Here is a 13,725-nt window from a genome sequence, read left to right on the forward strand (position 1 = left end):
AGGAGAGACTCATGGACACCGTCACCGCACTCGGCCTCATCGCCGGGACGCTCACGACGCTCTCGTTTGCGCCGCAGGTCATCCGGGCCCGGCGCACCCGGTCGACCGCCGACATCTCGCTTGCAACGCTCGTCGTCTTGCTTGCCGGCGTCCTGCTCTGGCTCGCCTACGGCGTGGTGAGAGCGGACCCGGCCATCATCGCGGCAAACGCGGTCACGGCCGGCCTCATCGGCCTGCTTCTCTCGATGAAGACGAAGAGCGGATGACGTGGATCGCCGTCGCCTTGACGGAGAGGGTCACGGGGGTCCCCGGAAGAAGGGAGAGGTCGCGTGCCGACCTCCGGGTCAGGACCGCGGTCAGGATGACGCCGCAGTCCACCCGCACCTCGGCGACGGGACCGTTCTCCACGACCGAGGCGACCCTCCCGGAGAGCGTATTCTGCACACCGTCACCGGCGTTGACGACAACGTCATCGGCACGGATGCAGAGGGTGACCGCCTCGCCGGCTGCCGCGTCGGTCAGCACCTCGAAGATCCTTCCCCCGACATCCACCATCGCGTGCCCGTCCTGGTTTGCCGTCACGGTCCCGTCCAGGATGTTCTCGACCCCGACGAACGCTGCGACCTCGCGGCTCTTCGGCGCGTTCAGCACGGCCGCCGCGTCTCCTTCGTCCACGAGGCTCCCGTCGATGATCACCGCCATCCGGGTGGCAAGGAGGTGTGCCTCACGGCGGGAGTGACTCACCTGGACGATCGTGAGCCCGTCCTCCCGGTGGAGCCGCCGGAGGTCCTCGATGAACTTCTCCTGCGTGACCGGGTCGAGGGCCGAGAGCGGTTCGTCGAGGAGGAGGATGTCGGGCTTCACCGCGACGGCCCGCGCAAGCGCCACCCGCTGCTGCTCACCGCCGGAGAGGGTGCCCGGGTAACGGTCCGCGAGATGAGCGATCCCGAACCGTTCGAGGAGGGGAGCAACCTCGGCCCGGGCCCCGGCCTTCCGCATCCCCCGGACCCTGAGGCCGTAGGATATGTTGTCCGCGACCGTCATGTTTGGAAAGAGCGAGTAGTCCTGGTAGACGAGGGCGACCCCGCGCCTCTCCGGGGGGAGGGCGGTGATCTCGGCGTCCCTGAGGAGCACGCGGCCCCGGTCAGGCCGATGAAGGCCGGCGATCGCCTCTAGCAGCACCGTCTTCCCCGCACCCGACGGCCCGACGATGAAGTAGTAGTCGCCCTTACCGATGGAGAGGTTGATCTCCTTGAGAGAGAACGAGCCAAGGGTGAGCGAGACGCGGTCAAACTCTATCATCGTACCTCCCTAAGTACCGGGTCATCCGCCGGAGGAGGTAGAATACCCCTAAACTGACCAGGATGACGACGAACGCAATGCTCCGGCTCGTCTGGATCCCGTCCGTCGTGAACGAGTAGTAGATCAGCGTCGATATGATGAACGGGTAGTAGGCGATCATGATAACGCCGGCAAACTCCCCGATAGCCCTCCCCCAGGAGAATATTGCCCCGTTGTACATGTGCCGGAGGCTCAAGGGAAGCGTGACCGTCCGGAAGGTGGTGAACGTGCCGGCGCCGAGGGTGCGGGCGACGTTCTCCAGGTGGACCGGCACCTTCTCAAACCCCTCCCGCATGGTGTTGATGAAGAACGGGGAGGCGACGAAGAGCATCGCGACGACCGTGCCCGGGTAGGCGTCCTCGAACGCGAGCCCGATCTCGGAGAGCGGGGCGCCGAGCCATCCCCGGCGCATGAAGAGGAGGTAGACGAGCAATCCAGCCACGGTGTGCGGCAGGATGAGGGGGATGTCGACGATGCTCTCGACGAACCCCTTGAACCGCGAGGGGCGGGACCGGGCGAGGACGTAGGCGAGCGGTGTGCCGAAGAGGAGGAGGAGGAGGACGGCGTTTGCCCCCGCAGCGAACGTGAGGAGGATGGAGTGGATCACCTCTGAGGAGAGCGCCACCTCGATGAGGTGGGCCGGATCGGCGAGTTCCGTCATCGCGATGTTGGCGAGCGCGAGCACCGTGATGCCGGCGATCGCCGCACCCAGGATGCAGAACCCGACGATGCACCAGTCTATCTGCTGCCTCCTGCGCCGCTTCCACCGGAGAAGGGCTGTTTCATCCTCACCCTCGCCCCGGAGAACGTCTCGAAAAGTGACTTCGGTCTCCATGTCTCTGTGATTATACCGTTCCATGCTTGCGGGCGATTAGCCACAGGAGGATTAACGGCAAACGGATGTAAGAGTATCGCTTTTGGCATGAATTAAGAAGAGTTCGTTAACCCCTGGCTTCTGGCGGCATCACCGGGCAGGAGCCGGACCTCCAGGGGATCGACCGGGACAAGCGCTGCACGGTGCCCGCTTTCACTCCTTCCCCGGGATCAGGTGGACCGCCTTCGCCTGGATGGAGACCCAGACCTCCATCCCCTCGCGGAGCCCGAGGGTCTCCGCCCTCCTCGCGGTCACCAGCGCGACGAGGTCGCACCCGCAGTGGACAGTCACGTTCACGAACGGCGCCGTGGGCTCGATACGGGTGACCGTGGCGGGGAAGCGGTTTTCCGCCTCCTCGTGCCCCGGTTCCCGCCGATGCAGGGAGATGTCCTCGCCCCGGATGATCATCTCAACTTCGTCGGCGGGCGGCGGCGTCGCCGAGAGGATCTCCCTTCCCTTTGCCTCCACGACGGTGAATCCGTTGCTCCGCGAGACGGTCCGGCCTGGAATGATGTTCTGGACCCCCACGAACCGGGCGATCCCCTGATTCTTCGGCTCGCGAAACACCTCGCTCGATGGCCCGGTCTGGGCAATCGTGCCGTCGATCATCACCGCGATCCGGTGAGCCAGGCGCTGCCCCTGCGAGAGATCGTGGGTGCTGATGAGGACGGTTGTCCCGGCCTCACGGTTCAGGCCCGTCACGATCCGCTCGATGGTAGCGGTTGAGGTCGGGTCCAGGTTCGCGGTCGGCTCGTCCAGGAAGAGGATCTCGGGGTCCGTCACGAGCACCCTTGAGAGCGCCACCCGCTGCTGCTCGCCGCCGGAGAGGTCGGTCGCCCGGCTTCTGATGTAGCGGGAGAGCCCGACGGCTTCGAGGGCATCCTTCACCTTCCGGTCGATATCTTCGCCGGAAGCCCGCCGGTAGCGGAGCCCCATCGCGACGTTGTCGTAGACGGACGCGTTGAAGACGATCGGCCGCTGGAAGAGCATCCCCATCCGGCGGCGGAGATCGAGCCAGCGGCCGCGTTCCGCGACCGTGTCGATCCCGAAGACCGAGAGTTCTCCCCCGTTCGCGGGCTCGATCAGGTCGAGGAGCCGGAGAAGCGTGCTCTTCCCCGAACCGCTCGGCCCGATGAGACCGAGGATCTCGCCCTCCCCGACCGAGAGGTCGACGTCGTGGAGGACTTCCAGGCTGCCGTAGGACTTGCTGATATCGTGTGCCTTGATGATCGCCATCATATCACCGCCGTTGCACCAGGGAGAGGACGACGTTTACCCCGAGCGCCACCGCAAGGAGGATAATCCCGAGTGCGATCGAGAGGGAGTAGTTTGCCATCGACGTGTTGAGCGCGATCGCCGTGGTGAGGACACGGGTGGCGCCCCGGATGTTCCCGCCGACGATCATCACCGTCCCCACCTCGGCGATAGCCCGCCCGAAGCCCAGGAGGACGCCGGCCATGACCGCGAACCGGGCCTCCGCGATGATGGTTGTGATCGTCTGGAGCCTGCTCGCGCCGAGGGCGGTGATCGTGTAGCGTTTGTCCCGGTCGATCCCGGAGAGCGCCGAGACTGTCAGCCCCATGAGGAGCGGTATGATGAGGATCGTCTGGGTGACGATCATGCCGCCGGGGGTGTAGAGGAGGCGGAGGAACCCGAAGGGGCCGATGTTGGAGAGGAGAAGGAACATGATCAGGCCGACGATGACTGTGGGGAGCGCATAGAGTGTCTGTAGCGTCGAGACGACCGCGTGCTTCCCCCGGAACTCGTAGAAGTAGATGAGCGCGCCGAGCGGCAGGGCGATCAGCGCGGCAAAGAAGGTGGCGGTGAGGGAGACGTAGAGCGACCGGATGGTGATCTCTACAACCTGGGGGTTAAGGGTGACGATGAGCTTGATAGCCTCGATGAATCCCTCGATGATCGGGTTCCCGTTCACCACGCGGCTTCACCCTCCGGATTGCCTATCCCCCTGCCGATCCCCTCGTTCAATTCCCGTCCCTCTTCGATGCATCCCTATCCTGTCACGTTTCCGGTGCAGGTGCAGTTGAACGGCGGTTCGGTGCACTCGGGCGGGTAGAGCGGCGTAAAGAGCGGTTTACCGAACTCCGCGGCGCCGAACTCCCCGATCATCGCCTTCGTCTCGTTCGTGGTGAGCCAGTTGATGAAGTCCGCTGCCCCCTGTGCGTTCACGCCGGGGTGCTGGGTGGGGTTGACGGCAATCGCACTGTAGCGGTTGAGGAGTTCCGCACCCTCGGCGATGACCGGCACCAGGGTGAGCCGGTCCGCGAACGAGAGGAAGGTCCCCTCATCGGAGAGCGTATAGGCCTGCTGCTCGTTTGCAAGGATCAGGGTGTCGCCCATGCCCTTGCCGGCCTCGACGTACCAGGCCCCGGAGTCCAGGATCTCGGTGGTGTAGTTATAGCCGGCCTGCTCCCAGAGGACCTTCTCCTGGTTGTGGGTCCCGGAGTTGTCGCCGCGGGAGACGAAGGCGACACCGGGGGTGTTGTTCGTGCCGGCGAGATAGATCGTCCGGAAGGCCTCGACCGGGGTCATGTTCGCGATCCCCGCCGGATCGGACTCGGGGCCGACGATGATGAAGTAGTTGTAGGCGATGCACCGCGGGTCGATGCCGAAGCCGTCGTCGACGAACTGCTGCTCGAGCGCCGGGGCGTGGACGAGGACCAGGTCGACGTCGCCGCGTCTGCCGGAGTCGATCGACTGCCCGGTGCCCTGGGCGATGAACTGGAGATCCATCCCGGTCTCGTTCTCGTAGACCCGTTCGAGCTCCGCGAGCAGCCCGGTGTTCTCAAGGCTCGTCGTGGTGGCTATCCGGAGGATGTTCGCCCCGGCAGCGGGAGCGGTCGTCGCCCCGGCCGCCGGGGTCCCGTTTCCGCCCGGCGCAGAACTCGTGCATCCCGCACCGAGAGCGAGGATGAGCAGGATCGCGATGATGCCTGCCGTCAGAAGAGTTGCATTCGTTCTCATAGCAACGCGTCAGGATGTTCGACCGATGCTAAATAGTTAACGGTGGCCAGATGTCAACTGTATGCCTATCGTCCTCAGGGGAGCAATCCCCGTGCCGAACTGCCGCATACACCGATACGGAGGCGGTGTCTCCGCCACCTGCCTCTGTCTTCAGGCAGGAAGCGGGGATCTCACACCCCGGACCACTGTAGCACGATACAAACGGTCCCGATTCACGCCGTCGCGTTTCCGGTCGTCGCGTTCGCCCCTCCCGAACAGGTGGTGCAGTTGAACGGCGGTTCGGTGCATTCGGGCGGGTAGAGCGGGGTGAAGAGCGGCTGACCGAACTCCTCGACACCGAAGTTCCCGATGAATGCCTTGGTCTCGTTTGAGGTGATCCAGTCGATGAACCTGTTGGCCTCATCGATGTTGACGCCCGGCGCCTTGTCAGGGTTGACCGCGATTGCGCTGTAGCGGTTCAGGAGCTGGTCGCCCGTCGTCACCAGTTCGACAAGGCTCAACTGGCTCTTGAAGGCGAGGTAGGTCCCGATATCGGAGAGTGTGTAGGCGTTCTTCTGGTTGGCGACGGTCAGGGTCTCGCCCATGCCGCTCCCGGTCTCGAGATACCAGTTCCCCGAATCCTGGATGTCCTGCGTGTAGTTGTAGCCGGCTGCCGCCCAGATCTGCTGCTCGCGGGTGTGCGTGCCGGAGTTGTCGCCGCGGGAGGCGAACGCCACGCCGGGGGTGTTGTTCGTGCCGGCGAGATAGATCGTCTTGAACGCATCCTCAGGACTCATGTTCGCGATCCCCGCCGGATCGGACGCGGGCCCGACGATGATGAAGCTGTTGTAGGCGAAGCACCGCGGGTTGATGCCGTAGCCTTCGTCGATGAACTGCTGCTCCTGTGCCGGCGAGTGGACGAGCACCAGGTCGACGTCGCCGCGGCGGGCGGTGTCAAGCGACTGCCCGGTGCCCTGGGCGGTGATCTGGACGTCCACGTTGGAGGTGTTCTCGTACATCATTTCAAGTTCGTCAAGAAGTCCCGTATCGTACAGGCTCGTCGTCGTTGCTATCCGGAGTACACCCGGATCTGCTGCCTCCTGTGCAGTAACGGAGACGGCACATGCAAAAAGTAGCACTACCATGATGCCCACCAGGGGCACCCACGATCTCGATCTCATACGGGGGCGCAATCAGTCAGGATTTATATTTAACTGTTTTTATAATAATTACAAAATTAAAAATATCAACCTCTTTTACACACCTGCTATCCGGCGAAGAGGCATTCCCATCGGAGGCGTGAGAATGCTCTCCACCGTAGAAGGATGGCGAAACCTTAACGCTTCTATCCGCCGACTCTGTTCCTCATGTGGCAGGCGCTGGATATCGAGACCTGGATCGCGGGACGGCGGTCGGACCTCGACCGGGTGAAGGAACCGGTCTCCGGGATCATCGGGAGGGTGCGGGCGGAGGGCGACGCGGCCCTGCTCGACCTGACAAAGAAGTTTGATAAGATCGACCTCGAGGAGATCGCCGTCACCGACGAGGAGCGGGAGGCGGCCTACGAAGAGGTGGACGCACGGCTGGTCGAGAGCCTTATCGAGGCGGAGGCCCGGATCAGCCGGTTTCATGAGCTGCAGCGCGGGCGCGACCTCTGGCTGCAGGAGGTGGAGCCCGGGATCACTCTCGGCGTCAAGACGACCCCCTTATCCCGCATCGGTGCCTACGTCCCCGGCGGACGGGCGGCATACCCTTCGACGGCGCTGATGTGCACGGTCCCGGCGAAGGTCGCGGGGGTCGCTGAGATCTGCTGCTGCACCCCGCCGCCAATCAACCCCATCACCCTCGTGGCGCTCGACATCGCCGGGGTTGACGAGGTCTACCGGGTCGGCGGCGCCCAGGCGATCGCGGCGATGGCGCTCGGGACCGAGACGGTCCCGCGGGTCGAGAAGATCGTCGGCCCGGGGAACGTCTACGTCACAGTGGCGAAGATGCTTCTGCGCGACGAGGCCGAGATCGACTTCCCCGCGGGCCCGAGTGAGATCGCGATCCTCGCGGACAACACGGCGAACCCGACGTTCGTCGCGGCCGACATCCTGGCCCAGGCCGAGCACGACCCGAACGCCGCCTGTGTCCTTGTGACGACCGACGCGAGCATCGCCGACCGTGTCGGGGCCGAGGTGAAACGGATGGCCGGGGAGGCGAAGCGCCGGGAGATCGTGGAGAAAGCGCTTGACCACTCCGGCTACATCATCGTCCGCGACCTCGACGAGGGGGTGGCGATGGTCGACGGCATCGCCCCCGAGCACCTCTCGGTCCAGGTGGCCGACCCGCTCTCCGTCCTCAACCGGATCCGGAGCGCCGGGTCGATCTTCGTCGGCCCCTACGCGGCGGTGGCCTGCGGCGACTACGCATCGGGGACGAACCACGTCCTCCCGACGGCAGGCTATGCCAGCCTCTACTCCGGGCTCGACGTGAACCACTTCTGCCGGCGCTCGACGGTCCAGGTGATCACCCGGGAGGGGCTCGAGGCCATCGGCGACGTGGTGGAGACGATCGCCGACGCGGAGGGGCTCCACGCCCACGCGGAGTCGGTGCGGGTGCGGAGAAGGGGATAAATAGCATTTTTCGCTACGACCGGGGAGGTTCCCGCCAGGGATCCCCTGAAAAAATTTATCGGGAAGTCGGCGCCGAAGGTTCCGGCGCGGCCTTCCCGCTGACCATCCGGATCGCCTCGATCGCGTCCTCCGCGACGCTCTTCTCCTCCGTATCCCCGCTCCGGGCGAGTTCCTGCAACGCATCGATCGCCCGCGGGTTGCCGATGTACTTGAGTGCTCCCGCCGCGTAGAGCCTGACGTTCCGGTCGGCGTCCTTCGTCGCCGCGACGAGGGGCTCGACCGCGGCATCGCCCATCCGGAAGAGGGCGCCCCCTGCCGCCCCCCGGACATCGGTGTTCCCGTCACGGAGTGCTCCGATGAGCGGGTCCACGGCACCCGGATCACCGGTATCCCCGAGGACGCCGGCCGCGACGATACGGACCTCCGGGTCGGGGTCGGTGAGCAGCCCCGTGAGCGGCTCGACCGCCCTGCTCCCGAACTTCGCTATGGCTCCCGATGCCTGGCACCGGAGGTCGTCGTTTGCATCCTTGAGTGCCCGGGCAAGCGGCTCGACCGCGGCAGGATCCCCGATCTCGCCGAGGATGGCCGACGCATAGACCCGCCGGAGGTCACTCCTGGTCTCGAGTTCCCAGGTCTGGCCTCCGGGGCCGGTTACGGTCGTCGTACCCCCGGCGGCTGGCGAATCCTCGTACTTCCTCGACGCCTCCGGGTCCTTGATGAGCTCGACCAGCGGCCCGACCGCCGCATCCCCGAGCAGGGTGAGCGAGTCCGCCGCGGCTTCCCGCACCGCCGTCAGCGGGTCGCCGAGCGCCCGGATGAGCGGGGCGACCGCCTGTCCTCCGCCGAGATCCCCCAGGGCCAGGGCGGCCCGCTGGCGGGTCAGGCCGTCATCGCTTCCCAGCGCCTCGACCAGGCCGTCAAGATCTTTCTCCGCCCGCAGGTTATCGATGTTGAACCGACTCTCTTCTGCCAATCTTTTCGCCTCCGGATCCGGCGTATACTGCCACCCCGATATAATAACCTTCTCCGGGGCTTGAAAAATGGGGGTGTCTCCGGCATCAGCGGGATGCCGGCGGGACAGATGTCACCACACCCCGCCTCGCGCGGAACCGTGCCATCCCGTCCTCGGCCGACCTCCGGACGGCGGGATCGGCATCGGAGAGCGCCCGGTCGAGGGGGCCCTCCGCCCGCGGATCGGCGATCTCGCCGAGGATGACGGCGGCGTAGGCCCGGCGCATCCCCCGATCAGGGAGAACGCCCTCCGTGGTGACACCGGCCCTCCTTGCGCCGGGGAAGAGATTCCTGTGCTCCAGGGCATCCTCCGGGCCCCCGAGGAGGTCGTGCTGCGCAAGCTCCCGGTGCCGGAGGCTCTTTCTCGTCCCGACATCCTCCGGGCCGCCAAGGAGGTCATGCTGGGTGATCTCCTGCTCCGTGTCGCGAGACACCCCTGCTCCCGCCCGTCTGATATCCTCCGGACCGCCGAACGCATCGTGCTGGGCGAGTCCCTCCTCCTTATCGCGGGCTATCCCGCCCCCTGCCTCCCTGGCATCCTCTGGACCCCCGAACAGATCGTGCTGGGTGATCCCGTCCTGGTGCCGGAGCCTCCTCTTTTCAGGCGGGATGCCTTCGGGCCCGCCAAGCAGGTCGACCTGGGTGAGGCCCTGGTCGGCCGACTCTCGCGGTATCCCGTAGACCGTCGCAACATCCGGCCGCTCCAGGAGATCAACCAGCGGATCGACCGCCGGGGTCCCGACCATCACGAGCGCGTTCGCCGCACTCTCCCTGACGCCCTGCACCGGGTCGGCGAGCGCCCGGATAAGGGGGTCCACCGCCCTCCATTCTCCGAGCGCGCCGAGAGCGAGGGCGGCGTTCCGGCGGTCGTCCGGGTCGCCGGTCTGGAGCGCTTCGGTCAGGCCGTCGATATCCTGCCTCGATCGCATATGCTCAACATCATACCGCTTCTCTCCCATCGGAAGATCCCTTCTCTGCATCTCAATCACCTCTGGATGGGACGGTAGTAACCAATCATTAATATAATAATATTGTGCATAAAAATCGGCCGATGCCGGGAGATTGCCCCGGGTCCTCCTGCAAGTGGTTCTCTGAAGGCGGCCGGAACGGGGTACAGGTATTTATTCGTCAAAAGCGAGGTGAGTAGCATGCCGGAGGAGAGACGAAAGGCGGAACTGAAGATCACCGGGATGCACTGCGCTTCCTGCGCCCTCAACGTCGAACGCGCCCTCCAGGACCGCGGAGACGTCTACGAGGCCCGGGTCAACCTCGCAACCGAGACGGTCACCGTCGAGTATGACCCGACGAAGGCCACCCTCGCAGACCTGGAAGAAACGGTTGTCGACGCCGGCTACGAGGTCGTCCGAAACGAGGTCACCGTCAGGGTCGGCGGGATGGTCTGCGCCTCCTGCGCCCAGGTGATCGAAGCCTCGCTCACCGACCTCGACGGCGTCTACGAAGCCCGGGTCAACCTCGCAACCGAGAACGTGCGCATCGTCTACAACCCGGCCCTTGTCACGATATCCGACATCCGGGCCGCCGTCGAGGATGCCGGTTACCAGTACCTGGGGCTCGAGGAAGAGATCTCCGAGGACATCGAGGAGGAGATGCGCGAGAAAGACCTCCGGGACAAGTTCCGGCGGATTATCATAGGATTTGCGGTCAGTATCCCGCTCTTCTTCTACATGCTCCTCGGTATGCCGGGGGCGGACGCTCTCCCGGTCTCGATCAACCTCGTCATGCTCATCATCACCCTGCCGGTCTTCGTCTACGTCAGCGCCCCCATCTTCAAGGCGGCTGCCGCGGCGCTCCGGAACCGGGCGCTGACGATGGACGTCATGTACGCGATGGGCATCGGTGTCGCCTACGCCGCGAGCGTGCTCGGGACGTTTGAGGTCGTCCTCACCCCGGAGTTCAACTTCTACGAGACCGCGGTGATGCTTGCGGCGTTCCTGACGCTCGGCCGCTACCTCGAGGCCCGGGCAAAGGGGAGGACGTCTGAGGCGATCAGGAGCCTGATCGGCCTGCGGCCCAGGACCGCAACGGTGATCCGGGACGGCCGGGAGATCGAGGTCCCGGTCGAGGACGTCGTCGTCGGGGAGATCCTCCTGGTCCGACCGGGGGAGAAGGTGCCGGTCGACGGGGTGGTCGTCGGCGGCGAGAGCTCGGTGGACGAGTCGATGATCACCGGCGAGCCCATACCGGCCGACAAGCAGGAGGGCGACGAGGTCGTCGGCGGCACTCTGAACGTGAACGGGGTCCTCCGGGTCCGGGCCGAGAAGATCGGGAAGGATACGGTCCTCTCGCAGATCATCCGGCTCGTCCGGGACGCCCAGGGCTCACGGCCCCCGGTGGAGCGGATCGCTGATGTCGCGGTCTCCTACTTCATCCCGACCATCCTGGTGATCGCGGTCGTCGCTTTCCTCATCTGGTACGTGGCCCTGGACGCCACGCTCCTCTTCTCGCTCACGGTCCTGATCTCGATCCTGGTCGTCGCCTGCCCCTGTGCGCTCGGCCTTGCCACCCCGACCGCCGTGACCGTCGGGATCGGGAGGGGCGCCGAACTCGGGGTGCTGATCCGGAACGGCGAGGCGCTCGAGGTCTCCGAGAAACTGACCGCGATCGTCTTCGACAAGACCGGGACGCTCACCCGGGGGAAACCGGACGTCACCGATATCGTAGCGTTCGGGATGCCTGAGGACCGGCTCCTCTCGGTCGCGGCGGCGGTCGAGCGGAACTCAGAACACCCGCTCGCGGAGGCGGTCGTCCGGCGGGCACAGAGCGCGTCCGTCGCGGTCCCTGAGTCGGAGCGGTTCACCACCTTCGGCGGGAGGGGGGTGAGCGCCGTGGTGGAGGGGGAGGAGGTCCTGATCGGGAACCAGCCCTTCCTTCTCGAGCACGGTATCACCATACCGCCGAATGCGGAGATGCGGGTGACCGCCTTCCAGGACGTGGGGAAGACCGCGGTCCTGGTCGCCGTGGCGGGGAGACTCGCCGGCATCATCGCCATCGCCGATACCCTGAAACCGACGACGAGGCTCGCCATCGCGGACCTCAAACGGATGGGGCTTACGGTTGCGATGATCACCGGCGACAACGAGCGGACGGCGAGGGCCATCGCGCGTGAGGTCGGGATCGAGGACGTCCACGCCGGGGTGCTGCCGCAGGAGAAGGCCGAGGAGGTCCGGGCGCTCCAGGAGCGGGGCGAGGTTGTGGCGTTCGTGGGCGACGGGATCAACGACGCCCCGGCGCTCGCGCAGGCGGACGTCGGGATCGCGATCGGGAGCGGGACCGACGTCGCCATCGAGAGCGGGGATATCGTCCTCGTCCGGGACGACCTCATCGACGCCGTCGGGGCGGTACAGCTCTCCCGGAAGGTGATGACCCGGATCAAGCAGAACCTCTTCTGGGCGTTCGCCTACAACGCGGCCCTCGTCCCTCTCGCCGCAGGCGTGCTCTACCCCTCCACCGGGATACTCTTCCGGCCGGAACTTGCGGGACTCGCGATGGCGCTCTCGTCGGTGACGGTCGTCTCGCTCTCGCTGCTGCTCAAGACATATATACCCCCGGCGAAGAGAGGGATGCTATCGGAGGTTTGATGCAGATGGCAGTTGATCCGGTATGCAAGATGGACGTCGATGAGGCGACCGCGAAGTTAAAGTCCGAGTACAAGGGGAAGACCTACTACTTCTGCGCCCCGGGGTGCAAGAAGCTCTTCGACCGGGACCCCGAGGCCTACCTGAAGGGGGCGTAACCTCTTTTGACGGGCGCTCCGGTTGCCGGACCGGAAGCCCCATATACTCAAAGGATAATAGGATATTTGTAAATCGCGTTGATTAGCGGATGCTTTTTGATATAGCAGCCCGCGGTTTATAGGTATGCCTCGCTGTCCTTCAACCAGTTTCTGTCCGCCCGTGTAAAAGATACGAGATGGTCAGAACCGGTAGACCATCTGCCGCGTCCGTGCCCCCTGCCGCTCCTCTCCCGGGCTGAGGCCGGCAACGTCGTCGCAGACGCTCCGCAGCGTGGCGCTCGCGTTGTCGGCGAAGTGGACCGCCCAGGCCTCCGGGGTCCGGGGCTGGACCTCGCCGTGCTGCGGGCCGTGGTGCGACATCACGATGTGGAGGATGTGGCTGAACCGGGAGGCGTCGACACCTCCTGCGTGCCGGAGAAGGGTCGCGGCCCCGATCGCCGTATGCCCGACGAGCGTGTAATCCGGGAGCGCGACGAACGAGAAGCCCTGGCGGCAGAAACAGGACGCCTTCCCGATGTCGTGGAGGAGTGCCCCGGCAAGGAGCACGTCGGTGTCCATCTCCGCCCGGCAGACGGTCCCGGCGAGGTTCGCCGCAATCTCCGCGGTCTCGAGGGTGTGCTCCGCGAGGCCGCCGGTATAGGCGTGGTGCCGGCGTTTGGCCGCGGGCGCTTCAAAGAATCCCGGGGCGTCGTTCATGACCCGCGAGACGAGGGAGGCTATGCCGGGATCCTCGATCCCGGCGGCCATACGCCCGAGCCCTCGCCTGACGCCGTCGCTGTCGGCAGGTGCGTAGACAAACCAGGAGGGCTCGATGAGGTCGCCCCGGATCGGGTCTGCCAGGTGGGCGATCCCGTCGTTCACGTTCACCTCGCAGGTGCCGTTGAACTCCTTCGCGTATCCCTGGATCCGGTAGACCTCGCCGACCCGGATGTTGTGGCAGAACGCCTCGACCTGCTTCACGTCGTGGTTGGACGTTCCCCAGACCTTGCAGGGCCCCCGGCCGGTCTTATCGGAGATGGTGAGGAGGATGTACTTGCCGTCCCGCTTCTCCCGCAACTCCGCAGCATCCACCACAAACGGTGCGTCGACCTGCACTCCCCCGCTGATCCCCTCCATAAAGACAGTCTTCTCGAACACCGGATCACCGTAAGAATTCCATCCACGTT

13 protein-coding genes are annotated in these 13,725 nt (G+C 65.4%); 4 read left to right on the forward strand and 9 right to left on the reverse strand.

Going from position 1 to position 13,725, the window contains the following annotated elements:
* The first annotated feature begins 11 nt into the window (after positions 1-11).
* Positions 12-266, forward strand: coding sequence for a SemiSWEET family sugar transporter (locus V6K60_RS01275; RefSeq protein ID WP_332448698.1), 255 nt, complete (start codon positions 12-14; stop codon positions 264-266).
* Here the strand turns inward: V6K60_RS01275 and V6K60_RS01280 are convergent.
* The 6 genes from V6K60_RS01280 to V6K60_RS01305 form a co-directional block, all read right to left on the reverse strand.
* The gene (locus V6K60_RS01280; RefSeq protein ID WP_332448699.1) at positions 226-1,302 is read right to left on the reverse strand and encodes an ABC transporter ATP-binding protein; all 1,077 of its coding nucleotides are present in this window, start codon (positions 1,300-1,302) and stop codon (positions 226-228) included. The two genes, V6K60_RS01275 and V6K60_RS01280, sit on opposite strands and share 41 nt — an antisense overlap.
* The gene (locus V6K60_RS01285; protein ID WP_332448700.1) at positions 1,289-2,176 is read right to left on the reverse strand and encodes an ABC transporter permease; all 888 of its coding nucleotides are present in this window, start codon (positions 2,174-2,176) and stop codon (positions 1,289-1,291) included. The genes V6K60_RS01280 and V6K60_RS01285 overlap by 14 nt, the downstream gene beginning before the upstream one ends.
* Before the next feature lie 192 nt (positions 2,177-2,368).
* Positions 2,369-3,454, reverse strand: coding sequence for an ABC transporter ATP-binding protein (locus V6K60_RS01290; RefSeq protein WP_332448701.1), 1,086 nt, complete (start codon positions 3,452-3,454; stop codon positions 2,369-2,371).
* A gap of 1 nt (position 3,455) precedes the next feature.
* Positions 3,456-4,151 carry an ABC transporter permease gene (locus V6K60_RS01295; RefSeq protein WP_332448702.1) on the reverse strand — a complete coding sequence of 232 codons (696 nt, stop codon included), beginning with the start codon at positions 4,149-4,151 and terminating at the stop codon, positions 3,456-3,458.
* A 74-nt stretch (positions 4,152-4,225) separates the two neighbouring features.
* Entirely contained in the window at positions 4,226-5,197 is a 972-nt protein-coding gene (locus tag V6K60_RS01300; protein ID WP_332448703.1) for a substrate-binding domain-containing protein, read from the reverse strand.
* A gap of 212 nt (positions 5,198-5,409) precedes the next feature.
* The gene (locus V6K60_RS01305; protein ID WP_332448704.1) at positions 5,410-6,357 is read right to left on the reverse strand and encodes a substrate-binding domain-containing protein; all 948 of its coding nucleotides are present in this window, start codon (positions 6,355-6,357) and stop codon (positions 5,410-5,412) included.
* 186 nt (positions 6,358-6,543) lie between these two features.
* On the opposite strand from V6K60_RS01305, the gene hisD reads away from it, so the two are divergent.
* Positions 6,544-7,794 carry a histidinol dehydrogenase gene (gene hisD, locus V6K60_RS01310; RefSeq protein ID WP_332448705.1) on the forward strand — a complete coding sequence of 417 codons (1,251 nt, stop codon included), beginning with the start codon at positions 6,544-6,546 and terminating at the stop codon, positions 7,792-7,794.
* A gap of 55 nt (positions 7,795-7,849) precedes the next feature.
* On the opposite strand, the gene V6K60_RS01315 is transcribed toward hisD, so the two are convergent.
* Complete coding sequence (locus V6K60_RS01315; protein ID WP_332448706.1) at positions 7,850-8,767, reverse strand: HEAT repeat domain-containing protein; 918 nt, start codon at positions 8,765-8,767, stop codon at positions 7,850-7,852.
* 85 nt (positions 8,768-8,852) lie between these two features.
* Entirely contained in the window at positions 8,853-9,785 is a 933-nt protein-coding gene (locus V6K60_RS01320; protein WP_332448707.1) for a HEAT repeat domain-containing protein, read from the reverse strand.
* A gap of 168 nt (positions 9,786-9,953) precedes the next feature.
* On the opposite strand from V6K60_RS01320, the gene V6K60_RS01325 reads away from it, so the two are divergent.
* Together V6K60_RS01325 and V6K60_RS01330 are read left to right on the forward strand one after the other, a co-directional pair.
* Complete coding sequence (locus V6K60_RS01325) at positions 9,954-12,404, forward strand: heavy metal translocating P-type ATPase (RefSeq protein WP_332448708.1); 2,451 nt, start codon at positions 9,954-9,956, stop codon at positions 12,402-12,404.
* A 5-nt stretch (positions 12,405-12,409) separates the two neighbouring features.
* Entirely contained in the window at positions 12,410-12,559 is a 150-nt protein-coding gene (locus tag V6K60_RS01330; protein ID WP_332448709.1) for a YHS domain-containing protein, read from the forward strand.
* Between the two features lie 180 nt (positions 12,560-12,739).
* On the opposite strand, the gene V6K60_RS01335 is transcribed toward V6K60_RS01330, so the two are convergent.
* Positions 12,740-13,696, reverse strand: a complete 957-nt coding sequence (locus V6K60_RS01335; RefSeq protein ID WP_332448710.1) for an HD domain-containing protein — start codon at positions 13,694-13,696, stop codon at positions 12,740-12,742.
* Between the last annotated feature and the right edge of the window lie 29 nt (positions 13,697-13,725).

It is taken from the genome of Methanoculleus sp. (genome assembly GCF_036677455.1).
Classification (GTDB): Archaea; Halobacteriota; Methanomicrobia; order Methanomicrobiales; family Methanoculleaceae; genus Methanoculleus.